24 protein-coding genes are annotated in these 25,518 nt (G+C 63.7%); 15 read left to right on the top strand and 9 right to left on the bottom strand.

Annotation, left to right across the window (positions count from 1 at the left end; translation table 11 throughout):
- The first annotated feature begins 110 nt into the window (after nucleotides 1-110).
- The 5 genes from lpxC (at nucleotide 111) to X750_RS157645 (ending at nucleotide 7,090) form a co-directional block, all read left to right on the top strand.
- Entirely contained in the window at nucleotides 111-1,058 is a 948-nt protein-coding gene (lpxC, locus tag X750_RS157625; protein ID WP_023733071.1) for a UDP-3-O-acyl-N-acetylglucosamine deacetylase, read from the top strand.
- Between the two features lie 262 nt (nucleotides 1,059-1,320).
- Nucleotides 1,321-2,190: an outer membrane protein assembly factor BamD gene (locus X750_RS157630; protein ID WP_023668284.1), complete on the top strand. Its 870-nt coding sequence runs from the start codon at nucleotides 1,321-1,323 to the stop codon at nucleotides 2,188-2,190.
- A 218-nt stretch (nucleotides 2,191-2,408) separates the two neighbouring features.
- Nucleotides 2,409-4,082, top strand: a complete 1,674-nt coding sequence (gene recN, locus X750_RS157635; protein WP_023733069.1) for a DNA repair protein RecN — start codon at nucleotides 2,409-2,411, stop codon at nucleotides 4,080-4,082.
- A gap of 111 nt (nucleotides 4,083-4,193) precedes the next feature.
- On the top strand, nucleotides 4,194-6,398 hold the full coding sequence (gene ligA / locus X750_RS157640) for an NAD-dependent DNA ligase LigA (RefSeq protein ID WP_023746914.1): 2,205 nt from the start codon (nucleotides 4,194-4,196) through the stop codon (nucleotides 6,396-6,398).
- A complete protein-coding gene (locus X750_RS157645) occupies nucleotides 6,398-7,090 on the top strand; it encodes a TIGR02453 family protein (RefSeq protein WP_023668287.1) in 693 nt (230 codons plus the stop codon). The genes ligA and X750_RS157645 overlap by 1 nt, the downstream gene beginning before the upstream one ends.
- Nucleotides 7,091-7,112: 22 nt before the next feature.
- Here X750_RS157645 and X750_RS157650 read toward each other — a convergent pair whose 3' ends face one another.
- The gene (locus X750_RS157650; RefSeq protein ID WP_023688040.1) at nucleotides 7,113-7,871 is read right to left on the bottom strand and encodes an SDR family oxidoreductase; all 759 of its coding nucleotides are present in this window, start codon (nucleotides 7,869-7,871) and stop codon (nucleotides 7,113-7,115) included.
- Nucleotides 7,872-7,983: 112 nt separating this feature from the next.
- Here X750_RS157650 and X750_RS157655 point away from each other — a divergent pair, with 112 nt between their 5' ends.
- Together X750_RS157655 and X750_RS157660 are read left to right on the top strand one after the other, a co-directional pair.
- A complete protein-coding gene (locus X750_RS157655; RefSeq protein ID WP_023705544.1) occupies nucleotides 7,984-8,712 on the top strand; it encodes an AzlC family ABC transporter permease in 729 nt (242 codons plus the stop codon).
- On the top strand, nucleotides 8,709-9,005 hold the full coding sequence (locus X750_RS157660; protein WP_023690882.1) for an AzlD family protein: 297 nt from the start codon (nucleotides 8,709-8,711) through the stop codon (nucleotides 9,003-9,005). Before X750_RS157655 ends, X750_RS157660 begins: the two co-directional genes overlap by 4 nt.
- A 155-nt stretch (nucleotides 9,006-9,160) precedes the next feature.
- Here the strand turns inward: X750_RS157660 and X750_RS157665 are convergent, their stop codons facing one another.
- The 3 genes from X750_RS157665 to X750_RS157675 all read right to left on the bottom strand — a co-directional run bounded on the left by X750_RS157665 (nucleotide 9,161) and on the right by X750_RS157675 (nucleotide 12,640).
- On the bottom strand, nucleotides 9,161-11,005 hold the full coding sequence (locus X750_RS157665; protein ID WP_023746913.1) for an aminopeptidase P family protein: 1,845 nt from the start codon (nucleotides 11,003-11,005) through the stop codon (nucleotides 9,161-9,163).
- Between the two features lie 104 nt (nucleotides 11,006-11,109).
- Nucleotides 11,110-11,982, bottom strand: coding sequence for a 50S ribosomal protein L11 methyltransferase (locus X750_RS157670; RefSeq protein ID WP_023682125.1), 873 nt, complete (start codon nucleotides 11,980-11,982; stop codon nucleotides 11,110-11,112).
- 82 nt (nucleotides 11,983-12,064) lie between these two features.
- Entirely contained in the window at nucleotides 12,065-12,640 is a 576-nt protein-coding gene (locus X750_RS157675; RefSeq protein WP_023697009.1) for an SCO family protein, read from the bottom strand.
- A gap of 182 nt (nucleotides 12,641-12,822) precedes the next feature.
- On the opposite strand from X750_RS157675, the gene X750_RS157680 reads away from it, so the two are divergent.
- The 3 genes from X750_RS157680 (at nucleotide 12,823) to X750_RS157690 (ending at nucleotide 14,858) form a co-directional block, all read left to right on the top strand.
- On the top strand, nucleotides 12,823-13,341 hold the full coding sequence (locus X750_RS157680) for a CreA family protein (RefSeq protein WP_023750939.1): 519 nt from the start codon (nucleotides 12,823-12,825) through the stop codon (nucleotides 13,339-13,341).
- A gap of 61 nt (nucleotides 13,342-13,402) precedes the next feature.
- The gene (locus X750_RS157685) at nucleotides 13,403-14,044 is read left to right on the top strand and encodes a DapH/DapD/GlmU-related protein (protein WP_023705541.1); all 642 of its coding nucleotides are present in this window, start codon (nucleotides 13,403-13,405) and stop codon (nucleotides 14,042-14,044) included.
- A gap of 382 nt (nucleotides 14,045-14,426) precedes the next feature.
- Nucleotides 14,427-14,858 (top strand): low affinity iron permease family protein, encoded by a 432-nt coding sequence (locus X750_RS157690; protein WP_023750938.1) that lies wholly within the window; start codon nucleotides 14,427-14,429, stop codon nucleotides 14,856-14,858.
- 26 nt (nucleotides 14,859-14,884) lie between these two features.
- Here the strand turns inward: X750_RS157690 and X750_RS157695 are convergent, their stop codons facing one another.
- Nucleotides 14,885-15,751, bottom strand: coding sequence for an SDR family NAD(P)-dependent oxidoreductase (locus tag X750_RS157695; RefSeq protein ID WP_023746912.1), 867 nt, complete (start codon nucleotides 15,749-15,751; stop codon nucleotides 14,885-14,887).
- A gap of 131 nt (nucleotides 15,752-15,882) precedes the next feature.
- Here X750_RS157695 and X750_RS157700 point away from each other — a divergent pair, with 131 nt between their 5' ends.
- Nucleotides 15,883-16,164: a hypothetical protein gene (locus X750_RS157700; RefSeq protein WP_023668298.1), complete on the top strand. Its 282-nt coding sequence runs from the start codon at nucleotides 15,883-15,885 to the stop codon at nucleotides 16,162-16,164.
- A gap of 12 nt (nucleotides 16,165-16,176) precedes the next feature.
- Here the strand turns inward: X750_RS157700 and X750_RS157705 are convergent, their stop codons facing one another.
- Nucleotides 16,177-16,752, bottom strand: coding sequence for a TMEM175 family protein (locus X750_RS157705; protein WP_023682120.1), 576 nt, complete (start codon nucleotides 16,750-16,752; stop codon nucleotides 16,177-16,179).
- Nucleotides 16,753-16,905: 153 nt separating this feature from the next.
- Between X750_RS157705 and X750_RS157710 the strand changes: the two genes are divergently transcribed.
- Nucleotides 16,906-18,114, top strand: coding sequence for an MFS transporter (locus tag X750_RS157710; protein WP_023690889.1), 1,209 nt, complete (start codon nucleotides 16,906-16,908; stop codon nucleotides 18,112-18,114).
- A gap of 3 nt (nucleotides 18,115-18,117) precedes the next feature.
- Here X750_RS157710 and X750_RS157715 read toward each other — a convergent pair whose 3' ends face one another.
- Nucleotides 18,118-19,590: an MATE family efflux transporter gene (locus X750_RS157715; protein WP_023746911.1), complete on the bottom strand. Its 1,473-nt coding sequence runs from the start codon at nucleotides 19,588-19,590 to the stop codon at nucleotides 18,118-18,120.
- Nucleotides 19,591-19,788: 198 nt separating this feature from the next.
- Here X750_RS157715 and X750_RS157720 point away from each other — a divergent pair, with 198 nt between their 5' ends.
- A complete protein-coding gene (locus tag X750_RS157720; protein ID WP_023668302.1) occupies nucleotides 19,789-20,577 on the top strand; it encodes a L,D-transpeptidase in 789 nt (262 codons plus the stop codon).
- A 77-nt stretch (nucleotides 20,578-20,654) separates the two neighbouring features.
- Here X750_RS157720 and X750_RS157725 read toward each other — a convergent pair whose 3' ends face one another.
- Entirely contained in the window at nucleotides 20,655-22,130 is a 1,476-nt protein-coding gene (locus X750_RS157725; RefSeq protein ID WP_023746910.1) for an esterase-like activity of phytase family protein, read from the bottom strand.
- A 161-nt stretch (nucleotides 22,131-22,291) separates the two neighbouring features.
- Entirely contained in the window at nucleotides 22,292-23,317 is a 1,026-nt protein-coding gene (locus X750_RS157730) for a LacI family DNA-binding transcriptional regulator (protein ID WP_023746909.1), read from the bottom strand.
- Nucleotides 23,318-23,512: 195 nt separating this feature from the next.
- Here X750_RS157730 and X750_RS157735 point away from each other — a divergent pair, with 195 nt between their 5' ends.
- Both X750_RS157735 and X750_RS157740 read left to right on the top strand, forming a co-directional pair.
- A complete protein-coding gene (locus tag X750_RS157735) occupies nucleotides 23,513-24,544 on the top strand; it encodes a Gfo/Idh/MocA family oxidoreductase (RefSeq protein WP_023746908.1) in 1,032 nt (343 codons plus the stop codon).
- On the top strand, nucleotides 24,541-25,449 hold the full coding sequence (locus tag X750_RS157740; RefSeq protein WP_023750934.1) for a sugar phosphate isomerase/epimerase: 909 nt from the start codon (nucleotides 24,541-24,543) through the stop codon (nucleotides 25,447-25,449). Before X750_RS157735 ends, X750_RS157740 begins: the two co-directional genes overlap by 4 nt.
- Nucleotides 25,450-25,518 lie beyond the last annotated feature (69 nt).

The raw sequence follows: 25,518 nt of genomic DNA, 5'->3' as shown, positions 1-25,518 counted from the left end.
TTATCTTTGCCGCAGCACTTTCGGTGTGCTGGGATTCGGGGAAGTGGCCCTGCCTGCCGATAAAAAAGAGCCGCGCCTTTTGGGTTAAAGCGGACTTAGGCGTTTGGGCTATGGGGTTTGTCTTGCAAGACTATCAGACGACACTGAAATCGCGTGCAACGCTGATCGGTACCGGCGTTCACAGCGGCAAACCGGTCACCGTCAATTTCCTCCCTGCGGACGCCGACACCGGCGTGCTCTTCCACCTTTCGAACGGAAGCGAGAGCCGCGAGTTCCGCGCGCTGGTTGCTGAAGTCGGCGCGACCGATCTCTGCACCATGCTCGGCGATCCGGCAGGCGAGCATATCGCCACCGTCGAACATCTGATGGCGACGCTTTTCGGGCTCGGCATCGACAACATCGTCATCGAGATCGACGGTCATGAGGTTCCGATCCTCGATGGCAGTGCGGTGGCGTTCGTGGAAGCCATCGACCAAGCCGGCATCGAGACGCTGGCGGTCAAGCGCCGCTACATCAGGGTGGTCAAGCCCGTCCGCATCGAGAATGGCGCGTCCTGGGCCGAGTTCAGGCCCTATAGCGGCACGCGCTTCGAGGTCGAGATCGATTTCGAAAGCCCGGCGATCGGCCGCCAGCTATTCGCCTCCGACATCAACCCCGACATCTTTCGCCAGGATATCGCGCGCGCCCGCACCTTCGGCTTCATGAAGGATGTCGAGCGGCTGTGGGCGGCCGGCTATGCGCTGGGCTCCTCGCTGGAGAACTCGCTGGTGATCGGCGACGACAACCGGGTGATCAACATGGGTGGCCTGCGCTATCCCAATGAGTTCGCTCGCCACAAGACGATGGACGCGATGGGCGACCTGGCGCTGGCCGGCGCCCGTTTCATCGGTTGCTTCCGCTCCTATCGCGGCGGTCACCGGATGAATGCGGCTGCTTTGCGGCGACTTCTGTCCGACCGTTCGGCCTTCGAGGTCGTCGAGACCACGCGCCGCGAGCGCGGCCGCACCGCCGAGATGAGCGCCGTCACCGGCCCTGTCTTTGCACCCTGGGTGATCTGATTCTTAACGTATTTCTGGCTTTCTGAACGCTGGCCGGTGTTGCACGGATGCATCACCGGCGGTGAAAGTGCATAGCTTTCCGGGCAACACCAAGCCGCCACAAAAATGTGCGATTGGCTAGACATAGCGTTGCTGGGCAAGGCAGTTATGGTTTATGGCTGCTGCCGTCTGTTAGGCGCATGTCGCTCAAAAGTGGGGATCAGTTTTGAGGGAACGCCATGCGAAAGGCATTGAACTAACGCCGAAAGGGCGCAATCCAATCATGTTCTTCAAGCGAGTTGGTCAATCGAAAGCGCCGTATCGGGCTGTTTTCCTGGCGCTTTCGGTGGTTGTGCCATCGCTGTTCCTCTCGGCCTGCATGTCGTCCGAGAAAGACGTCGACCTGTCGACCTATGTCGACCAGACCGAACCGGCCGACGTCCTTTACAATCAAGGCCTTGCCAATCTCAATGCCGGCCGCCTGGATGAGGCGAGCAAGAAGTTCGACGCCGTCGACCGCCAGCACCCCTATTCGGAATTCGCCCGCAAGTCGATGGTGATGGGCGCCTTCGCCGACTACCGCGCCGGCCGTTATGACGAAGCGATCGGCTCGGCAAAGCGCTATCTGACGCTTTATCCGTCGACCGACGACGCGGCTTACGCCCAGTATATTATCGGGCTGAGCTACTACAAGCAGATCAAGGACGTCACCCAGGATCAGAAGGAAGCACGCCAGACCGTGCAGACGATGCAGGATCTGGTGACGCGCTGGCCGACGTCGGAATATGTCGACGACGCCAAGGAAAAGATCCGTTTCGCCAACGACCAGCTGGCCGGCAAAGAGATGCAGATCGGCCGCTATTATCTCGAGCGGCGCGAATACATTGCTGCCGTCAAGCGCTTCCGCAACGTGGTCGAGAACTATTCCAACACCCGCCATGTCGAAGAGGCGCTGGCGCGTCTGGCCGAAAGCTATTACGCCATGGGCTTGACCTCGGAAGCGCAAACCGCCGCTGCTGTGCTCGGCACCAATTATCCCGACAGCCAATGGTACAAGGATACCTACAAGCTGTTGCAGAGCAACGGGCTTGAGCCGCGCGAGAATGCCGGATCGTGGATATCCAAGGCCGGCAAGCTGATCACCGGCGCCTGACGCCCGAGCATCGACTGAGGCGGAACGCGCTTTTCGGATTGATCCGACGCTCAAACAAAAAGATAGTGCGGCGCTGCGACTCCATCGGTCGCATGCCGCTTCACAGCGGTTCAGCGGTTTGATTGAGGCGCTGAACCGTCCTAACTTTTTGTTCTACGCAATTCCGGACGGAAAACCGCTACGCACTTTTCCTGGAATTGCTTGAGGTCCGGGTTCTGATGCTTTCCAGACTGTCGATCCGCGATATCGTCCTGATCGAGAAGCTGGATATCGACTTCCAGCCCGGCCTTTCCGTGCTGACCGGTGAAACCGGCGCCGGCAAGTCCATCCTGCTCGACGCGCTGTCGCTGGCGCTTGGCGCGCGCGGCGACGCCTCGCTGGTGCGCCACGGCGCGGCTCAAGGCCAGGTCATTGCCGTCTTCGATGTGCCGCGCAACCACCCGGTGCGCGCGCTGCTGGCCGAAAACGCCATCGAGGATGACGGCGACATCATCCTGCGCCGGCTGCAGACCGCGGATGGCCGCACCCGCGTCTTCGTCAACGACCAGCCGTCCAGCGTCACCCTGATGCGCGACATCGGCCATGCGTTGGTCGAGATCCACGGCCAGCATGACGAGCGGGCTCTGGTCGACCCCGGCGCGCATCGCGAATTGCTGGACAGTTTTGGCGGCCATCTGGGCGCTGCCCGCGCGACCGGCGAGGCGTGGCGCTACTGGCGTGGCGCCGAGCAGGAGTTCGTCAGGCACCGCGCCAAGGTCGAGGCAGCGGCGCGTGAGGCCGATTACCTCAGGGCCTCGGTGGCGGAACTGGCAAAGCTCGATCCGCAGCCCGGCGAAGATACGCAACTGGCGGAGTTGCGTGCAACGATGATGCGGGCGGAAAAGATCGCCTCGGAAATACACGACGCACAGGATGTGCTGTCAGGCCCGTCCTCGCCGCTGCCGCAACTGGCCAGCCTGTTGAGGCGCCTGCAGCGCAAGGCCAGCGAAGCGCCGGGACTGCTCGAGGATGTGGTGAAGTCGCTGGACGAGGCGATGCTGTCGCTGGATGCGGCGCAATCGGGCGTCGAGGCGGCACTGCGCGCTACCGAATACGACCCGCAGCGGCTGGAGAAGGCGGAGGAGCGGCTGTTTTCGCTGCGTGCGGCCTCACGCAAGCACAGTGTGGCCGTCGACGATCTGGCGCAACTGCGCGACACCATGTCCGCCGATCTCGCCGATCTTGATGCCGGCGAGGGGCGCCTGCATCTCTTGGAAAAGCAGGCCTCAGCGGCGCGCGAAGCCTACGATATTTCCGCAGCCCAGCTCTCCGCCCTTCGCCATGCGGCCGCGGTCGGCCTGACCAAGGCTGTGATGGCCGAATTGCCGGCGCTGAAGCTGGAACGGGCTGAGTTCATCGTCGAACTGGCCAGCGATGGCGAGAACCGCATGGAAGAAGGCATCGACCAGGTCGAGTTCTGGGTGCGCACCAATCCCGGCACCAGGCCTGGGCCGATGATGAAGGTCGCCTCCGGCGGCGAGCTGTCGCGCTTCCTGCTGGCGCTCAAGGTGGCGCTGGCCGACCGTGGCTCGGCGCCGACATTGGTCTTCGACGAGATCGACACCGGCGTCGGCGGCGCCGTGGCCGATGCGATCGGCCAAAGGCTGGCCAGGCTGTCGAAGCGCGTGCAGGTGCTGTCGGTCACGCATGCTCCGCAAGTGGCGGCACGTGCTGCGACGCATTTCCTGATCTCCAAATCCGGCGGCTCGGACAGGGTCGCCACCGGCATCGCCGAAATGGACCGGGCGGCGCGCCAGGAAGAGATTGCGCGCATGCTGGCCGGCGCCACCATCACCGAAGAGGCGCGCGCAGCCGCCGAACGGCTGCTACGCGAGAATATTGCTGCAGCGTAGTCGTCGCAAGGCTTTCGGACAGAGTCAGTAGATGGCTCCATCCCGCTGTTCAGGAATGATTTTTCCGAAATCCTGATTTATGGTGTCGCGCCACTGTCCAGGGACCGCTGCATGTCTGAAAAACCAGTCGAATCGTTGAGCGAAAGCGAAGCCGCGGATGAGCTCCAGCGGCTGGCCGAGGAGATCGCCGGTCATGACAGGCGCTATCATGCCGAGGACGCGCCGACGATTACGGACGCGGAATATGACGCGCTGCGGCGGCGCAATCTTGCCATCGAGGAGCGGTTTCCCGGTCTGGTGCGCGAGGATTCGCCCTCGCTGCGGGTCGGCGCCGCGCCGGCGGAAGGCTTTGCCAAGGTGCGCCATGCGGTGCCGATGCTCAGCCTCGCCAAGGCCTACACAGACGAGGACGTCACCGATTTCATCGAGCGTGGCCGGCGCTTCTTCGACCGCGACAAGGATCTCGACATCGCGTTTACGGCCGAGCCGAAGATCGACGGCCTGTCGGCGTCGCTGCGCTATGAACGCGGTGTGTTCGTGCAGGGTGCTACGCGCGGCGACGGCACTGTCGGCGAGGACATCACCGCCAATCTCAGGACCATCGCCGACATCCCCGCCAAGCTCAAAGGATCGGGCTGGCCCGAGACCATCGAGATCCGCGGCGAAGTCTACATGACCTATGCGGAATTCGAGGCATTGAAGGCCCGCTCGGCGGCGGTAGGCGGCCAGGACTATGTCAATCCGCGCAATACAGCAGCGGGCTCCTTGCGACAGAAGGATGCGTCCGTCACCGCCAGCCGCAATCTTAAATTTTTTGCTTATGCCTGGGGCTACACGACAGCGGATCCGGCGCCGACCCAATATGATTCGGTGCAGAAATTCGCCGAATGGGGGTTCAAGGTCAGCCCATTGATGGTGCGGGCGAAGTCGGTCGAGGAGCTGATCGCGCACTACCACAAGATCGAGGAGCTGCGTTCGTCGCTCGGCTACGACATCGACGGTGTCGTCTACAAGGTCGACCAGCTGGAATTGCAGCGTCGCTGGGGCTTTGTCACCGGTGAACCGCGCTGGGCCGTTGCGCACAAATTCCCGGCCGAACAGGCGATGACGACGGTGCAGAAGATCGACATCCAGGTCGGTCGTACCGGTACGCTGGCGCCGGTGGCGCGGCTGGCGCCCGTCACGGTCGGCGGCGTGGTGGTCGAAAACGTCACGCTGCACAATGAGGACTACATCAAGGGCTTCGACAGCAACGGCCTGCCGATTCGCGACGGCATCGATGTCCGCATCGGTGACACGGTTGTCATACAACGGGCGGGCGATGTCATTCCGCAGATCGTCAGCGTCGTCGTCGACAAGCGGCCGGCTGATGCGGTGCCTTATGAATTCCCGCACGTTTGTCCGGTCTGCGGCTCGCCGGCGACGCGCGAAATCAACGAGAAGACCGGCAAGGAGGATTCGCGCCGGCGCTGCACCGGCGAGCTGATCTGCGCCGCGCAGGCTGTGGAGCGGCTGCGTCATTTCGTGTCGCGCGGCGCGCTCGACATCGAGGGGCTGGGCGCCGAGAATATCGACCTGTTCTTCAATTCGGGACTGGTCAAGACCGCCGCCGATATCTTCACCCTCAGGGATCGCCGCCCGGCCGTCACCAGGGCGCTGGCCGAGCGGCGCGAGGAGCAGGCGCGGCTGCGCGAGGCGGCATCGGGCAAGGCGCGCAAGAATGTGCGCGGTGTCGAGGACCGCAATTATGAAGGTCTCGACAAGCTGTTCGCGGCCATCGATTCGCGCCGCCAGCCGGAGCTCGACCGCTTCATCTTCGCACTCGGCATCCGCCATATCGGCGAAACGACGGCGGCCGTGCTTGCGCGGACGTTTTCGACCATCGAGGAGCTGATCCGCGTCGGCAAGGAAACGGCGGCGGCTGAGGATCCGCACAGCGTCTTCCCCTCCATCAACGGCATTGGCGATACAGTGATCGATGCGTTGCGCGATTTCTTCGGCAATGAACGCAATGACGACGTGCTCGACAGACTGCTCGAACAGGTCAAGCCGAAGCCGTATGTCGTCACCGTGTCGACCGACAGCGAGGTTGCCGGCAAGACCATCGTCTTCACCGGCACGCTGGAAAAGATGACACGCTCCGAAGCCAAGGCGATGGCCGAACGGCTCGGCGCCAAGGTGGCGGGTTCGGTGTCGGCGAAGACCGATCTGCTGGTGGCCGGGCCGGGCGCCGGCTCCAAACTGAAGCAGGCCAGCGAACTCGGCGTCGAAGTCATCGACGAGGACACCTGGCTGCAACGGGTCGGCAAGGCGTGATGGCCGGTTCGTTCAAAGGGTTCGGGCAAAAGGCCATACCGTTCCTCAAGGCGCTCGACTTCCACCAGAGCCGCGAATGGTTCCAGGAAAACCGCGCGCTTTACGACAGCGAGTTGCATGAGCCGTTCTGCGATCTGGTCGAGACGCTGACGGAGCGCTTCGCGGCGGCGGGTCTGGGCTTGCGCGGAGACCGCAAGAAGTCACTGTTTCGCATCAACCGCGACGTGCGCTTCGCCAAGGACAAGCGGCCCTACAACCAGCATTTGTCGGCCATGCTGTCGCCGGATGGCACCAAGATGGAGCAGGGCGTGTTCTTCGTCTATGTCGGGATCGACCGCTGCTTTGCCGATGTCGCCTGGTGGAATCCGGAGCCGTCCCTGCTGCTGGCGATGCGCAAGGCGATCATCGCCCGGCCGGCCGACTTCCGAAAACTGCTTTCAACCCTTAGGAAAAACGGCTTCGAACTCGAAACCGAGGGCCGCATGAAGCGCACGCCGCGCGGCTTCGAGCAGGTCAACGAACCCGATCTTGTCGACGCCATCCGCAACCGGCACTTCTATGTCCAGCACATGATCGATCCGGCTGGAATTCACGCGCCGACGCTGGTCGACGAGCTTGTCGATTTCGCCTTGCGCGCCAAGCCGCTGCTTGACTGGGGCAGGGCGATCCAGGGCACGGCACCGCGGAGCTAAATCAGCCCGGCGCACTGCACGGCTACATCCGCATCAAAAGACCACCGTCGACTGCCAGTTCGATGCCGGTGATGTAGCTTGCCGCATCGGAAAGCAGGAATAGCGCGGCATTGGCCATGTCCTGCGGCGTGCCGATGCGGCCGAGCGGCGCATAATTGGCAACGGCCGCGCGTTTCTCCTCGGTGTCCCAGCGCGCCTGCAGCGGCGTCAACGCCATGCCCGGGCAGATCGAATTGGAGCGGATGCCATCGCCCGCCAACTGCATGGCGAGCGACTTCGACAGCGCACAGACGCCGGCCTTCGATGCCTGGTAGGCATCCTGCGGGGTCGGATCGCCGCGATACCACTGGATGGTGGAGAAGTGCACCATGGCGCCGCCGCGCCCGCCAGCGCGCATGTGCGGAACGACGGCACGCGCCGTGTGCACGAAGGATTTCAGATTGATGTTGAAGACCTGGTCCCAGACATCAAGGTCCATCTCGAGGGCCGACTTGTCGCGGCCGAACCAGAGCACGCCTGCGACATTGGCGAGATAATCGATGCCGCCGCGCTTGCGGCCCGCGGCGTTGATGGTCTGCTCGACAAAGGCGGCGTCGGTGAGGTCGCCCTGGGCAAAGGTGAGCCGGTCGTCATAGGCGGCAAGCGACGCCGGACGCGGCTTGACGTCGATGGCGGTGACCGAGGCGCCGGCCTCGAGCAGCGCCAGCGAGATCGCCTCGCCCATACCGCCACCGGCGCCGGTGACGACCGCGTGCCTGCCGGTGAAATCATAAGCGATCATCCGAATCCCTCATTTTTTACAACATCAGTTTCGCTGATTTGTTGGCTCAAGCGAATTCGTCTGACTTTTCAAACGCCGGCTCCTACATAGCAGCGCGAGATGGGAATGTGACATGTCGGCAGAGACCTTAAGCGAAAATTCTGTGGCCAGCGACTTCTGGGACGGCGTGCGGCTGTCGATGCCGGTGGTTGTCGCCGCGGCGCCATTTGGGCTGCTGTTCGGCGCCATCGCCGTCGACAACGGCTTTTCCGTTCTCGAAGCTTTCTTGATGAGCGCGCTGATCTTCGGCGGCGCGAGCCAGATGGTCGGCATCGAATTGTTCGGCCAGCATGTCGCGCCATGGCTGATCGTGCTGTCGATCTTCGCGGTAAACTTCCGTCACGTGCTTTACTCCGCCAGCATCGGCCGGCGAATCGCGCACTGGCCGATTATCAGCCAAGCGCTGGGCTATTTCGTGCTCACCGATCCGCAATTCGCGGTGGCCGAGCGCAGGGCCGAAGCCGGCGAGACCGTCGGTTTTGCCTGGTATATGGGCCTTGGCCTGCCGGTCTATGTGTTCTGGGGGATTGAAAGCGCGTTGGGCGCGGTGTTCGGCAAGCTGATCCCCGACACGCATGCGCTGGGCATCGATTTCCTGCTGCCGATCTATTTCCTCGGGCTGGTCATGGGCTTTCGCAACCGGCCACTGTGGCTGCCGGTGGTGATCGCCAGCGCCGCGGCGTCGATCATCGCCTACAAAACTGTGGGATCGCCATGGCACGTCTCCATCGGCGCCGTTGCAGGCGTGCTTCTGGCCGTCATCCTGCCGCCGCACCATAGCGGTGTGGAGGCAAAACGATGAGCGCGACTTTGTGGATCATCATTGCCGGCGCGATCGCCACCTATCTCACCCGCGTCGGCGGCCATCTGGTGATCTCGCGCTTCGACCACATCCATCCACGCGTCGAGGCTGGCTTGAACGCCGTGCCGGCGGCGGTGTTGACGACGCTGGTGGCGCCCGCCGCACTCAGCGCCGGACCGGCGGAATGGGCGGCGCTGGTCGTCGCCGCTGTGGTCTCGCTACGTGGCGGACTGATGGCGATGTTTCTGGCAGGGGCGGTGGTGCTGATCCTAGCGCGGCAGTTTGTGGCATAGGGCGCCTGCCGGCAGAACAGTTTCGAACTGTCGGCGCCGCCCCTCATTGCCCTGCCGGGCGTTCGTCACTCGAAAAGCCAAGCAATTGGCTTTTCGTCCGCTTCGCGGACCGCTCCTCACCTCCCCGTATAGTGACGGGGAGAAAGAAGCTCATTTCAAATCTTGGCGTCGTGCGGTAGCGGCGCTGTTGCCTTCTCCAGCCAGGCCAGCGTCTCGTCGTCGAGCATCGGGCCGATCTCGGCCAGCACCCCGGCATGGTAAGTATCCAGCCAGTGCAACTCGTCGCGCGTCAGCAGGTCGGTGCGGATCAGCCTGACATCGATCGGCGCCAGTGTCAGCGTCTCGAAACCGTGCATGGCAATGTCGCCGCCTTCGACCTGTTCGGCAGGCGTAACCAGGATCAGGTTCTCGATGCGGATGCCGTAGGAGCCTTCCTTGTAATAGCCGGGCTCGTTGGACAGCATCATGCCGGCCAGCAGCTTTTCGGTGCCGGTGCGGGCGATGCGCTGCGGCCCTTCATGCACGGCCAGATACGAGCCGACACCATGGCCGGTGCCATGGGCAAAGTCGCAGCCATGCTTCCACAGCGCCATGCGCGCCACCGCGTCGATTTCCGAGCCGCGCGTGCCGGCGGGAAAGCGCAGCGTCGAAATGCCGATCATGCCCTTCAGCACCAGCGTAAAGCGCTCGCGCATCTCCTCGGTCGGCTGGCCGATCGGCACCGTGCGGGTGATATCGGTGGTGCCGTCCTGATACTGGGCGCCGGAATCGAGCAGGAACAGCTCGCCCTTTGCCAGCTCGCGGTTGGTGGCGCGCGACACGCGGTAGTGCATGATGGCGCCGTTCGGACCGCTGCCGGAAATGGTGTCGAAGGAGACATCGCGCAGCGGCATCTGCGTTTCCTCGCCGGTCTGCCGGCGCACCTCCTCCAGCTTGGTGACAACGGTTATTTCGTCGAGCGTGCCCGGCTTCTGCCGTTCCAGCCAGCACAGCAGTTTCGCCACCGCCGCCCCGTCTCGGCGGTGCGCGGCGCGGCTGCCGGCGATTTCCGCCTGGTTCTTGGTGGCGCGCGGAATGCGGGCGGGATCGGCCGCTGAAACAAATGCGCCGCCATTGTCCTCGACCAGCATTCTCAGCTTCTCCGCCGCCAGCACCGGGTCGAGCGCGATCTTGGCGCCGCCCTTGGCAAGGGTAACGACCGCCGCCTCGAATTCGCCGGGCTCGTGCAGATCGGCGAGTTGGGTGAGATAGGCGGCGACCGTGCGCGAAAACTTGCGCTGGTCCATGAACAGCTGGTGCTTGCCGTCGGCGGCAAGGATCGCGAAGCCGAGCGCCAGCGGCGTGTGCGGCACGTCGCCGCCACGGATGTTGAAGGCCCAGGCGATCGAGGAGGGGTCGGTGAGCACGGCGTGCGTCGCGCCCTCCTTGCCGATTGCCGCCGCCAGCCGCGCCAGCTTGTCCTTGGCGAGTTCCCCGGCAAAGCCGATCGGGTGGATTTCGACCGGCGCCACGGGCGGCGCCGGCTGATCCTTCCAGATGATGTCGATCGGGTTCCTGTCGAGCGGCACCAGCGTCGCGCCGGATTGCTCGGCCGAGGTTTTCAGCGCCTTGACCTCAGCGATCGTGTGCAGCCACGGGTCGAAGCCAAGCCTGGCGCCCTTGCCGAGATTGTCCTTGATCCAGGAGGCCGGCGGGTTGTCGACGAGACTCTCGATCGCAAAAATGTCGAGATCGACCTCGTGGCGCACTTGCAAGGTATAGCGGCCATCGACGAACATGTAGGCGCGGTCACGCTGCACAAGTGCTACGCCGGCCGAGCCGCTGAATCCGGTCAACCATTTCAGCCGCGCCGAGCGATCGGCGACATACTCGCCCTGGTGCTCGTCGGCGCGCGGCACCAGGAAACCGTCGAGGCCATTATCCGCCAGCCATCGCCGCAGCAACGTCACGCGCGGCTTGCCGACGCTGGGGTCGCCTGCGGAATCGAAGGTCTGGAACATGGTATGCCTCCTGTATCGGGCGCGACCGTAGCGCATGACCCGGAAAACCGGAATCGATTTTCGCCAACCGCAACAGGCTCGGATGGTCCAAAGCGCGTTGCGTCTCAGTGCTTCAGGTGGATCGTCACCCAGCCTTCGCGATGCAAGGTCCTGACATGCCGGAAATTCTGGCCGACATAGGCCGAGATCACCGCATTGCATTGGCGCTCGAGGATGCCGGACAACACGATCGAGCCGCCGAGGCTGATGTGCCTGGCCATCTCAGGCGCCAGCCGCATCAGCGGCCGCGCCAATATGTTGGCGACGATGAGGTCGAAAGGCGCGCGCTTGCCGAAGATCGGGTGGTGGAAACCGGGCGCCGTCACCGTTTCGACCAGCGCCTTGACGTGGTTGAGGCGGGCATTGGCGGCGGCGACCCTGACGGCGATCGGATCGATGTCGGTCGCCAGCACCGGAATATGCGCCAGTTTGGCGACGGCGATCGCCAGCACCGCGCTGCCGGTGCCGAGGTCGAGGGCATTCCTGGGACGTTCGCGGCGCACGACCCGCTCCAGCATTTCGAGGCAGCCGGCCGTGGTGCCGTGATGGCCGGTGCCGAAGGCAAGGCCGGCCTCGATCTCGATGGCCAGTTCGCCGCTGTGGCGCTTCCTGCGGTCATGCGCGCCATGGACGAAGAAACGTCCAGCGCGCACCGGCTTCAGTCCCTCCAGCGAGCGCGCCACCCAGTCGATGTCGGGCAAAACCTCGCGCTCGATCGGCTTCGACAGGGACAGTCCGGCAAGGCTGTCCCTTAGCCGCGCCTCAACCGCGTCGACATTGCCGTCGGTGTAGAGCGAAACCTCATAGATGTCGCGGTCTTCATCGACTTCGAGCACGGCGATCGGCAGGCCTTCATCCTCGAAAGCCGGCTCGAGCGCGGCAAAGATGCGGTCGGCCTCGATCTTCCCAGCGATGAAGTGGAGCCTGGTCTGACCCATCAGTTGGTCTCTTGCTTGAGCATGATCTCTGGACAACACTTTTCTGTCCGAGAAAACCGGAATCCACGTTTCGGGATCATGCCTAGCCTGCCGCCAGCCGCTTCAGCTTGGCGATAGCGGTATCGGCGCTTTCGCCATAGGCTATGGTGCCCGAAAACTCGCCCTTGGCGTTGAGCAGCAGCGCGGAGGCGGTGTGGTCCATCGTGTAATCGCCGTCGCCGGTGTCGACCTTCTTCCAGTAGATGTTGAAGGACTTCGCCATGGCGTGCACCTTGTCGGGATCGCCCGATATGCCGACGATGCGGTCGGAGAAATTGCTGACGTAAGTGTTCATCACCGGCGGCGTGTCGCGCTCTGGATCGACTGTAACGAAGTAGGCGTTGAGGTTCTTGCCGTCGTCGCCCAGCGTCTTCAGCCAGCCGGCCATTTCGAACAAAGTGGTCGGGCAGACTTCCGGGCAATGGGTGAAGCCGAAGAAGACGATGCTGGGTTTTCCCCGAAAGGCGGCTTCGGTGATTGGCGCGCCTTTCTGGTCGACCAGCGTGAATGGCGCGCCATACGGTTCGCCACCATAGTGGCCGCGATAGAAGTCAAAGGTGAGCCAGCCGATGCCCGCCGCCATCAGAACGAGAATGCCGACCAGAATTGAACGCATCATCAGGAATTGTCCGTAGCAGAAATCATCGAGCGCCGGATCGGCGCCTCTCTGCCGGCAGTCTTAGCCGGTCGCAGGGGGCAAGGCAAAGATGCCGCGTTGCCGCAACCGGGCTGGGCGCTACCTTGCAAACAGCTGGCCCTTATCCCACCTGAGACCGGCAAACTGAACCTGAGGAGGCTCCCTTGCAAAGACGGACTGGGCAGAGACGGATTGGGCAGAAACTGATCGGCGGCGCGCTGGCCGCATGCATTGCCCTTGGCGCCGGTGCCGCAGCGGCAGAGGAAGTCGGCAAGGTCGGCGTCGATTGGGTCGGCAACGACATCATCGTCGAGGCGATCAAGGATCCCAAGATCGACGGCGTGACCTGCCATGTCTCCTATTTCGACCGCAGCGTCATCGACCGGCTGCACAAGGGCAACTGGTTCGAGGATCCGTCTGATTCCTCGATCTCCTGCCGCCAGACCGGGCCGATCACCATCGGCGACATCGACACGAGCGAGGGCGGCGAAGAGGTGTTCAAGCAAGGCATCAGCCTGATCTGGAAGAAGCAGGTGGTGAACCGCATCTACGACAAGAAGAACGAGACGCTGATCTATCTCTCGCATTCGCGCCAGGTGCAGGACGGCTCGGCGAAAATGTCGGTGACGACCGTGCCGCTGTTCGGCCAGAACGTGGTGTGGACCGGCGGCAAGCCGAAATAGCGGATTCTCCGGGCGCAACGCGACAATTGCTTCCGCAATTGTGCGGGGGTAAATCCGCCAGATGGACCGTACCGAAAACCTCGTCCTGAAAGATCCCGAGCCGCGCATCCATCCGACCGCGGAGCTCAAAGCGTGCAAGCTTGGCCGCTATGCCTCGATCGGCGAACGGGTGGTGCTGCGCGAGGTCAGTGTCGGCGATTTCTCCTATTTCGAGCGCCACGCCGAGGCGATCTACACGACGATCGGAAAATTCTGCTCGATCGCCGCCAACAGCCGCATCAATGCGCTGGAGCATCCGATCGAGCGGATCACGCAGCACAAGCTCAGCTACCGGCCGAACGAGTATTTCCGCTGGCTGGGCGTCGACGCGGCGTTCCGCGCGCGGCGGCAGGCCAAGGCGGTCAGCATCGGCAACGATGTCTGGATCGGCCATGGCGCCGTCATCATGCCCGGCATCAGCATCGGCAATGGCGCCATCGTCGGCGCCAATTCGGTGGTGACGCGGAATGTGCCGGCCTACACAATCGTCGCCGGCGTACCGGCGAAGCCGTTGCGCATGCGCTTTCCCTCCGAGATCGCGGCGCGGATCGAAAGCCTCGCCTGGTGGGACTGGCCGCCGGAGAAACTCGCCAAAGCGGTTCCCGACATGCAGGCTTTGCCGATTGAGGATTTCCTCGATCGCTGGGAGCAAGAGCATTCCTGAGAGCTCGCCGCGCGTGCGCGGTTTCATCGACTGGCTGGCCGAAATCCTGGCGCCAAAATTCTGAACGGCACGTGTCGGGAAGAGTTCCGCCGGTCTGCGGCAACGCAACGGACCCCTTCCGCCATGCGGGGGTGGCGCAGCGGAAGGGGCTTGGAGACAAATCCGCCGTGAAGCGGAACGAACAGGTTTTGGCCTGCATGGTGACTAATGGCAACAAACCGATAAGGCGGCTTTTCACGGCGCTGCGCCTTTGGCGTGCATACAATTGCACCAGCGATGCCCTCTGCGACAGGGAACCGGAAGCGGCTGCCGGTTGTTTATTGTTGGAGCGATGAATGCGGCCTTGGTCAGCTCGTCGCGCTTTGAACGGTTGAGGATGTGAATGATCGAAAAGCTGTTTACCAGAATCGCCAACACCGTTTCGCACTTGGCGGGCCTGCCGCCGACTTTCATCGCCTGTTGCGCCATCGTTATCGTCTGGGCGGTAAGCGGGCCATTCTTCGGCTTCTCCGATACGTGGCAGCTCGTCATCAACACGGGAACGACGATCATCACCTTTTTGATGGTGTTCCTGATTCAGAACACCCAGAACCGCGACGGCGCCGCGGTTCAGGCCAAGCTCGACGAACTGATCCGCGTCAGCGAGGGCCACAATCATTTCATCGGCATCGAGCACCTGACCGAATCCGAGGTCGAGGAGATCAGAGACAAATGCGAGCGGGCGGCAAAACGCCATGACCACGAGCTCGCCGAACTGGCGGGCAAGAAGGCCGTCGCGCAAAAGCGCACCGCGAAAAAACGCGCGCCCGCCTGAGTCTCGGCTTTGGCTGAGTTCGACGATCAGTTTCCCATAAAGGCCGCGAAAGCGTCCTTATGGTCGGGGTGCCAGCGCGAGAGAGCAGGCCGGTTCTCGATGATGTCGCCGATCGCCCAGGCCATGCGCTTTTCATCGGTCGGCCGCATCACCTCATTGTCGGGGCACAGGATGTAGAAGTCCCCGCGCGCCAGCGAAGCCAGCATGAAGTCGACCACCTGCTCGCCGGTCCAGGCGCCAGCCGGTTTTTCGACCGCTCCTTCGGTGAGGCCGGTGAAGGTGAAGCCGGGAATGAGAAGATGCGCCGCGACCTTCGCGCCCGGCTCGTTGCGCAATGCGTGCGCCAGGCCTTCGGTGAACGTCTTCAATGCCGATTTGGATACGTTGTAGGCGAGATTGCCGGGTGGCGTGGTGATGCCTTGCTTGGAGCCGGTGTTGATGATCAGGCCCGGCTCTCCGGAGGCCAGCATGGCCGGCGCAAAGGCCTCGACGCCATGTACGACGCCCCAGAAATTGATGTCGATCAGCCGCTTCCAGGCGTCGCCGTTCTCCCACGGTTTTCCCGGATTGTTGCCGACGCCGGCATTGTTCATCAGCAGCGATACGGCGCCGAAAGCGGCATGCGTCTTTTCCGCCAGCCGGCCGAGTTCGTCGGCCTTCGAGACGTCTGTGGCGACCGCAAGCACGGCATTCTCGCCGGCGATCGCGGCGACTGCCTGGCGGGCCGCATCGAGGCGCGCGCCGCCAATGTCGGCCAGCACCAGTCTCATGCCCATAGCCGCCAGCCTTTTGGCGGCGGCAAGCCCGATGCCGCTGGCGCCCCCGGTGACGACGGCGACGTTGCCTCGGCTGAGGGCGGGCAAAGCGGATTGGATTTCGGCGTCGGAGGTCATGATCTTTTTCCTAGGGTTCGGGTGGCGCCGAACTTAGCGCGGGCCGCGCATCGTGCAAGGCCGTCCCGCGTGTTCGGGTTGACCGCATCAACGGCGGCTGTGCATGCTGCGGCTGAACAGGAGACTGCCGATTGACCGACTGGGTTGCGATCCTGAAGGAGCAGACCGCCACCGGCGACCAGATGGGCCGCGAGGTGCCACAGATGCTTGCCAATCCGGACATAAGCGAAGCGCAGGTGAAGACCTTGTTTTCGGCACTCGAAAAACAGGCCGAGTTCGTCGAGAAATTGCGCATGGCGCTGGAAAAATTCGGCCATGATTTTTCGATCATCAAGGCGGCCGAGCGGCTGGAGGAGCGCTATGCCGACCTTGCGGCGTCGGTTGCCGAAAAGCTGAAGGCGATGCGCAAGTAGACGCGTCCTACGCTACTTTTCCAGCACCCGCGAAAAACGCGTGTCCGGCACGAACCAGACGGCGGCCACCAGCACGAAGATCGCAACGCCGATCCATTGGTTGACGAAGGCAAGCGGGACGGCGGCGGCGTAGAGGGCCACCGAGATCTTGCCCTTGCGGTCATTGCCCAGCGCCTTGGCGAAGGCGGTGTCGTTGCCGTGCAAATGGTGCAGCTTGGTGGCGAGAAAGGTGTAGGCGACCGCGCACAGCACCAGGTCGATGCCATAGACGGCGACGGGGACCGGCGCGAAATGGTTCTCGCCCATGAAGGCCGTCGTTGCCGGCATCAGCGACAACCAGAACAGAAGGTTGAGGTTGGCCCACAGCACGCGGCCGTCGACCCTTTGGACGGTGTGGAACATGTTGTGCAGATTGTTCCAGTAGATGCCGACATTGATGAACGACAAGACATAGCTGAAAAAGATCGGCCACAGCGGCAGAAGCGCTGAAAAATCCTCGCCATGCGGCACTTTCAGCTCCAGCACCATGATGGTGATGATGATGGCGACCACCCCATCGGTGAATGCCTCGACTCTACCTTTTCCCATGGTTTCTCCCTCTCGATGGAAAGACGTTAAGCGAGGACTTCGGGCAAGACCATCCTGACAAGGTTGTCAGGATGAAGTTCGGCGCGTGGAACGGCCATCCTTACATGGACGTTGGGGCGCAATTGGGCGTTGGGCGATTGGCCGGAGGTTGCCATGACCAGCTATGCCGAGACCACGACGCGCGACAACGGACTCGATGGCCGGCCCGCGATGGCCGCGGTTGCCGCCATGATCGCCGCGCTGTTCGCCGGCAGCACGGTGCTGACGCCGCTTTACGTCATCTACAAGCAGGCCTTCGGTTTCTCGCAGATCACGCTGACGCTGGTCTACGCCGTCTATGTCGTCGGCAATCTCGGCGCATTGCTGATGTTCGGGCGCTTGTCCGACGGCATTGGCCGCCGTCCTGCGGCGCTGGCGTCGATGGCCATAGCGGTGGTCAGCGCGGTGGTGTTCCTGCTGGCCGAGAATGTCGCATGGCTCGATGTCGCCCGCATATTGAGCGGCCTTGGCATCGGCGTCGGCGCTGGAACCGGCACGGCCTGGCTTGCCGAATTGATCGAAGGTAAGGACAAATCGCGCGCGGCAATCATCGCCACCAGCACCAACTTCGTTGGCCTTGGCCTCGGCGCGCTGGCATCGGGCCTGCTCGCCGAATATGCGCCCTGGCCGTTGAGACTAACGTTTGCGGTCTATCTTGCCTTGCTGGTGGTGGTGACGCTGCTGATCTGGCGTACCCGCGAAACCGTGTCCCGGCCGGGCAGGCTGACCGACGTTTCGTTGCGGCCACGGCTATCGGTGCCGAGCGATATCCGCGCTGCCTTCGTGGCGCCGGCGGTCACCGGTTTCGGCGCCATGGCGCTGGTCGGCTTCTATGCAGCCCTGGCGCCGAGCATCCTGGCGCAGCAACTGCATGTGGCCAACCATGCCGAGGCCGGCGCGCTGTTCTTTGAACTGTCGATCGTTGCGGCCGCGACCATTCTGGCCACGACCCGACTGTCCAGCCGCGCCGGCATGCTGGCCGCGCTGGCGCTGATGATCCCGGCCGTAGGGCTGATGGTTGCTGCTCAGTTTTTCGCGTCGATGTCCCTGATGGTTGCCGCCACCGCTGTGTGCGGCGTGGCGGCGGCGCTCGGCTATCGCGGCGGCCTGCAGGTGGTGAACCAGATCGCACCTGCCGAGCGTCGCGCCGAATTGGTGTCGGCGTTCTTCATCTGCTGCTTCTGCGGCAATGCGCTGCCGGTGATCGGCATTGGGCTGCTGTCGAGTTGGGCCACTCCGACGACGGCAAGCCTGGCCTTCGCCGGCATGATCACGCTGTTCTCTGTCGTAGCGCTGGGGTTCGGCGTCAAATACGCGCGCTGAGCCTCACCCGTTTGGCGTCTCGGGCGCCATGTTTGCCCGTCCGCGCGGGATGCCGAGGCCGGTGTCGGGCGGCTCGCCGGCGGCCGGGCGGTCCTCGATCATGTGCATGGTGCGCCAGCGGCCGAAGCGATAATAGGCGGCGGCCAGCACCAGCGAGGTGATCGATCCCGCCGGAAAACTCCACCACAGCGCTTCCTCGCCGATGTAGCTCCTGAAGAAGTAGGCAAAGCCGGTACGCACGACCAGCACGGAAATCACCAGAATGATCAGCGGCGGCATCACGGCACCGGTGGCGCGCACGGTGGCGAACAGCACGATGGTGACGCCGAACAGGATGAACGACCAGGACGCCACCTTGTTGATGTGGGCTGCAATGTCGATTGCGATGCTGTCGCGGCTAAGGAACAGGCCGAGCACCGGCCTGTCGAAGAGGAACAGCAGCGCCACCAGGGCGCCGGTGAGCACCAGGTTGAAGCCGACGCCGGACGCCGCGATGCGACCGATGCGGTCCCAGCGCCCGGCGCCGACATTCTGGGCCGCCATCGACGAGACTGCGGCTCCGATCGCCAGTGCAGGCATCTGGATATAGGTCCACAGCTGCGCCGCGATGCCGTAGGCGGCGGCGACCTGCGAGCCGTAGGAGTTGACGATGCCCATGACGGTCAGCGCCGCCGCCGAAATGACGATCATCTGCAGGCCCATCGGCACGCCCTTGAAGACGACGATCCTGAGCAGCGCCGGATCCGGCCGCAGCAGAGCGAGGTTGGCGCCGGCGAGCCGCAGCGGATGCTTTCTGGCATAAAGCACGACGAGGATGGCGATCACGCTCACTGTCTGGCCGATCAGCGTCGAGGTGGCGGAGCCGGCGATGCCGAGCTCGGGGAAGGGGCCGATGCCGCGAATGAGCAGCGGATTGAGGATGATGTCGAGCACGACGGCGAGCGCCATGAAGAAGAATGGCGTGCGCGAATCACCCGCACCGCGCAGCACCGTCATGACGAAGGACAGAAGATTCATCATCGGCACGGCGACGAAGATGATACGCAGATAGGAGCGCGCCAGCGGCAGCGCATCGGGCGGGGTGCCCAGTGTGTTGAGGATGGCGTCGACCCAGATCCAGCCGCAGACGGCGAAGATAGCCGAGACGAGGAAGAAGAAGCTGGCGCTGGTGCCGACGATGCGCCGCGCCTCGGGCAGGTCGCGGGCGCCGACCGATTGCGCCACCAGGATGGTCGCGGCCATGCCGATCCCGAACACGGTGCCGAGAATCAGGAACAGCACCAGATTGGCGTTGGAGGTGGCGGTCAGCGCCGATTCACCGAGGAAGCGGCCGACCCAGACGGCGTTGATCGAACCGTTGAGCGATTGCAGCACGTTGGAGCCGAGCACCGGCAGAGCGAACAAAAGCAGCGTGCGCGGAATCGGGCCGCTGGTCAGGTCGCCGGTGCGCCGGCGCGGTGGTATTTTTTCGTCCATGGGCTGTTCGGCGAAGGTTCATCTCAAAGTCCGCCCGGCAATGATCGCCGATTTGACGGACAAGGTCGATGCGGCATTGGAACATGCCACCTGGCGGCTTCACGCTAATCAGTTCTCAAAACATCCGGAATGGGATATGGGTCGTCGCCGCGTGGGGTCGCATATCCTGTTGGATATGATGAATAGGCTGGGGGGATCATGTCCGACAATCCGCTTTTTTCCGAGCGCCTGAACCGGCGCGCGTTTCTTGGAATATCCGCTTTGGGTGCCGCTTCCATGGCGCTTTCAGCCTGCACCACGACCGATGTCGTGGTGCCGCCAACGCCCGCCCCGGCGCCTGAACCGGCTCTGGGCGATGCCGCCACCATGTATTCGGCGCGCGTCGATGAGGGCTTTTCATTGCCGGCAATCCCCGTGGCCAAGCTCGATCCGAAGTTCGTGCGCCAGATCGTGGACGATCCGACCGGCGAAAAACCCGGCACGATCGTCGTCGATACATCCGAGCATTTTCTCTATCTGGTGCGCGACGGCGGCAAGGCAATGCGCTATGGCGTCAGCCTCGGCAAGGCCGGGTTTGGCTGGACCGGCAGCGCCGTGATCCAGGCGCGCAAGAAATGGCCGGTGTGGACGCCGCCGCCGGAAATGATCCAGCGCCGGCCGGAACTGGCGAAATACAAGGACGGCATGCCGCCCGGACCGCAGAGCCCGCTCGGCGCGCGCGCGCTCTATCTGTTCCGCGACGGCAAGGACACGATGTACCGGCTGCACGGCACGCCGGAATGGGATTCGATCGGCAAGAACGCGTCGTCAGGCTGCGTGCGCTTCATGAACCAGGACATCATCGACCTCTACAGCCGGGTCAACGGCGTAGCCCAGGTCTATGTGCGCCCGAACCTGTCGGCCGCGGGCAAGATCATGGCTGTGTCGAGCCGGACCGCCGAGCCGATCGATGCCGGCGTGCCAAGGGATGCGGAGATTTTGAAATAGGTGCCTTCACGGCATCGCTGATCGCCGACAAACGGTAAAGGCGGACGCGCCGGGCGCGTCCGCCTTTCCGTATACGGCTACTTCTTGGCGAGGCCCGGAAGCGTGACCTGATAGACCAGGAACATGGTATCGACATCGGCGCCGTCTTCGGCCTTGTAGGGCGCGCCGACCTGAAAACCGTCCTGGGTGAGAAAGTCGTTATCGTTGCCGACGAACAGGAAATAGTCGTCGGGCAGCGCCGGATCGAGCACGCTGACCACCGACATTGCTTCCCACTTCTCCGACAGATTGTTCTTGTCGTTGGGCTTGCCGTCATGCAGGCCGAAACGGCCGAGTTCCTTGTTGTCGTTGATGTCGATGAACGGCGTCAGCTTGGCCGGGGTCACCGAGGGGTCGAGCACGCCCTTGGGCGCCAGCGGCTTGTCGGCGGCATCGAAGGCGCCGCCGGCAATGTCGGTGGCGCCAGAGACGTCGACGACGAAAATCTGGCGCAGCAGCGAAGTATCGCCCTTCGCCCCCTGGCCGTTTCCGCTGTCGCGCGCCAGCATCACGAAGGTCTTGTCGGACAGCGCCACGATTTCGCTCTGCGCGGCGACCTTGGTCTTGTCCTTGGCGTCCTTGAACACCGGCAGCGGCACGGCATATTCATGCACCAGCTTGAGATGGGCCGGGTCGGAGGCGTCGTAGACCAGCGCACGGGTGTTCTGGCGCGTCGCGGGCGAATCGCCGCCATCCTGGCGGGGCGCCGACTGCAGCACAGCGATCAGCGACTTGCCGTCCGGCGTCAGCGCCATGCCTTCGAGGCCTTGATTGTTCTGGCGGCCGGTTTCGGGATCCTTCGGATCGGGTTCGGCTGCACCGGGGCCCGGATTGTCGGAGGCGAAGTTCGGCGCGCCCTTGCGCATCGGCACCAAAGCGGCGGGCGGCTGCGTTGCCGACAACAGATGGCCGTCGGCCGAGAAGCGGTAGATGTTGGGGCCGTATTCGTCAGAGATGAACATGGTGCCGTCGGGCAGCCGCGCGATCGCCTCATTGTCGAGCGCCAGCTTGCCATTGGCCTCGGGCAGGATCGGCAGGTCGCCATTGGCCGCGCGCACGCCGTTGAGCGGATCGAGGCCGGTGGCGTCAGCGCCCTTGTCGTCGGTGAGGAGCAGGGAATCGGCAAGCGTCGCCTTGACGCCTGTCTGTTCCTGGCCGGAGGTGGGCGTGGCGCCCAGTGCGGTCGGCGTGAATTCGATATGAATAGTGTTGAGGCGCGGCCGGTAATCGGTGGTGCCGACGACATTGTAGCCACGGTCCGGCAGCAACCAGAGCGAGCCCTTGTAGCCGTCCGCGCCACGGGTCCAGCTTGCGGCGTCGATGGACATGCCGGAGCCGGAGCCGAAGGTCTCGCCGAACTTGTCCTTCTGATCGGCCGGGATGCGGCCGACGCCGACCAGGCCCTTGTTGACGAAGCCGCCAACGGTGGCGGTGCTGTCGGCAAGGGCAGGGGTCAGGGCGGTAAACAGCGCCAGCGCGGCGCCGAGCGACACGGTTCGGTGCGAGATTTTCATGGAGATCCTCTTTGTGACAAGCCTTGAGCGGCGCAAAGGGGCCACCGCATCGCATCGACGATGTCGCCCTCTCGCAAAGCGGTCTAGGACGCGAACATGATACTTGCGTGACAGAGAGGGCCTCTTCCTTCTCCCTTGTAGGAGAGGGAAGAGCGCAATGATCAATCGCTGTCGCGGGCGATCAGCTCCAGCGGCCAGACTTCGCGGATGATGCGCGGACCTTCCGGGCCGGCAAAGGCGGGAAGCGAGGCCAGCAGCATTTCGGCCAGCCGCCGGCCCATCGGCTCCAGCGACGGACGGAAGGCGGTCAGCGCCGGCGAGAAATAACGGCAGAGCGGCGTGTCGACGATGACGATCACCGCGATGTCGTGGCCGGGCCTGATGCCCATCTCGGCCAGTGCTTTGCAGCCGCCGAGCGCCATTGCGTCATTGTTGAAGATGATGGCTGTGGGCCGGTCCTTGGAGAGCATCACGCGCGGCGTCACCTGGTAGCCTCCGGCCTCGTTGATGAAGCCGTCGGCGATCAGGCCGGGGTCGACTTCGATACCATGCCGCTTCAGCGCCTTGCGGTAGCCGTCGAGGAACAGGTAGCCGAAGTTGAGATCAAGCGAAGGGCGGATGGCGGCAATGCGGCGGTGGCCGCGCGCGACCAGCCGGTCGACGGCTTCATCACCCGCCCTCTCGAAATCGATATCGAGCGAAGGATAGGTGTCGTCGCCGGATTGACTTCGGCCAAGCGTGGCGAAGGGAAAGCCAGCCTTGCTGAGATAGTCGATCCGATCGTCTTCCCGCCGTGTATTGGCCAACACGACCGCGTCGGCTCGGCGCGTCTCAACCACGCGGCGCAGCCTGTCCTGCTGATATTGACCGGGCTCACCCATGACGACCATCAGATCCAGGCCATACTCGGCAAGCCGGCCTTGCAGACCGATCAGGAACGGGATGAAGAACGGTTCGCCATATTGCTGGTCCCCCGGATGCGGTTGCAGCATGAAGGCGATCGAATGGGTGGCGCCTTGCCGCAGGCTGCGGCCGGACTGGTTGGGTGAATAGTTCAGCTGCTTGGCGGCGGCGAGCACGCGCTGGCGGGTGTCGGCATTGACGTCGGCGCGGCCGTTCAGCGCCCGCGACACGGTGCCGATCGAAATGTTCAGGTGACGCGCGAGGTCATGGATGCTGGACGCCAAGGACTTCTCTCCCCCGACCCTTGGCTAGCACCGGCTGCCGCTCAGGCCAAGGCTTCGGGATGATTTTCGCGGGCAGCCGATTGACATTCTAGGCCATCGGGTGTGTTCTCGTAAACGTTTACGGAGAAACGTTTACGGTGATGCCGGAAATGCCGTGACATTCGGTCTGGAGGGACCGGACGGGAGGAATGCCGGATGATGAATGCCGTCCTCGTCGGCTGTGGTGCGATGAGCAAGGCCTGGCTCGATGCCGCGAGGCAGATCGACGGGCTGGCCATTGTCGGCCTTGTCGATCTCGACGCCGAACGGGCGAAGGCGAGGGCGCACGAATACGGGCTCGACGGCGCGGTAATCGGCACCAGCCTCGACGCGGTGCTCGACCAGACCAAGCCCGACGCGGTGTTCGATGTCGTGGTTCCTGCCGCCCGCCGCGACGTCGCCTTTTCCGCCTTTGCCCATAATTGCCATCTGCTCACCGAAAAGCCGCTCGCCGACACCCCGGAAAATGCCCGCGCCATTGTCGACGCGGCGCGCCAGGTAGGGCGAGTTCATGCCGTGGTGCAGAACCGCCGCTACGTCGCCAATGTCCGGCGCATCAGGCGCTTTCTCGACTCCGGCGCCATCGGCAAGCCAACCAGCATCCATGCCGACTTCTTCGTCGCGCCGCATTTCGGCGGCTTTCGCGAGGAGATGGCGCATGTGCTCTTGCTCGACATGGCGATCCACACATTCGACGCCGCCCGCTACATGGTCGCAGGCGATCCCGCCGGTGTTTTTTGCCAGGAATGGGAGCCGGCCAATTCCTGGTACCGGCAGGGATCGTCGGCCAGCGCTATCTTCGATCTCGGTGGCGGCAAGCGCTTCACCTATGCAGGCTCCTGGTGCGCGGCGGGCTTCCGCACCAGTTGGGAGAGCACATGGCGCATCGTCGCCGAGCACGGCAGCCTGCTCTGGGACGGCGAGGACGGGCTGAAGGCCGAGGTTGTGTTGTCGGTCCGCGACGGCCTGTTCGACCTGACCCAGCCCATCATCGTGCCGCCGCTCGATCCCGCCGACCGCGTCGGCGGTCATCTCGGCATCATCAAGGATTTCATCCACGCCATCGAGACCGGCAGCGAGCCGGAAACCCGTGGCAGCGACAACATCAAAAGCCTGGCCATGGTTTTTGGCGCCATCGAAAGCGCCGAGACCGGACGGCGCGTCGCAATCACACAGGAAGCATCATGATGCCAAACCCGCTTCTCGACATCCGGATCGGCACCATGGTGCGGGCCAATCTCGAAGACCCGGCCGCCTACATCAAAGAGATTCTGCCGCTCGGCTTCGAGAGCATCCAGCCCTTCTTCTGGCAGACGCTGGGCGGCAAGGATTTGGCGCGGCTCGCCGGTGAGATTGGCGAGGCGATCGGCGATGCCGATGTCGCCGTGTCGTCGATCGGCGTGTTCGGCAATCCGCTGGAGGACGGCGAGGTCGATCGCGGCGTGCTCGCGGCCTGGGAAACCGTCATCGACAATGCGCATCTGTTCGGCGCCTCGACGGTCAGCGGCTTCACCGGCCGCCTGCGCGGCAAGAAGCTGACCGACAGCCTGCCGCGCTTCCGTGAGGTCTGGGGGCCGCTGGCCAAACGCGCCGCCGACAAGGGCGTGCGCATTGCCTTCGAAAATTGCGCCATGGATGGTAACTGGGCGGCCGGCGACTGGAACATCGCCCACAATCCCGATGCCTGGGAGTTGATGTTCAACGAATTGCCCGACGACAATCTCGGCCTGGAATGGGAGCCCTGCCATCAGCTGGTCTATCTCATCGACCCGATGCCGCAGATCCGCAAATGGGCGCCGCGCATCTTCCATGTCCACGGCAAGGACGCGACGGTGCGCTGGGATGTGATCCGCGAGCACGGCGTGTTCGGCAAGCTGCCCTTCGTGCAGATGCGCACGCCCGGTTTTGGCGACAGCGACTGGACGCGGGTGATCAGCGAATTGCGGCTGGCCGGTTACAAGGGCGCCATCGACATCGAGGGCTGGCATGACCCGGTCTATCGCGGCGATCTCGAAATCACAGGCCAGGTGCGCGGGCTGGAATACCTCAAGCAATGCCGGGGAGGAGCGACCTACCTGCCGAACCCAGCGTGACCGAGGGCCGGTGGGAGGAGCCGGCCTGACAGATTGCCAAGCACTGCCGACAAGCACTGCCGAAAAGCG

Origin of the sequence: Mesorhizobium sp. LNJC391B00, assembly GCF_000502535.1 — a bacterium.
In the GTDB taxonomy this organism is placed as follows: Bacteria; Pseudomonadota; Alphaproteobacteria; order Rhizobiales; family Rhizobiaceae; genus Mesorhizobium.
The sequence above is the reverse complement of the archived record's forward strand: the minus strand, read 5'-3'. Positions and strand labels throughout refer to the sequence as shown.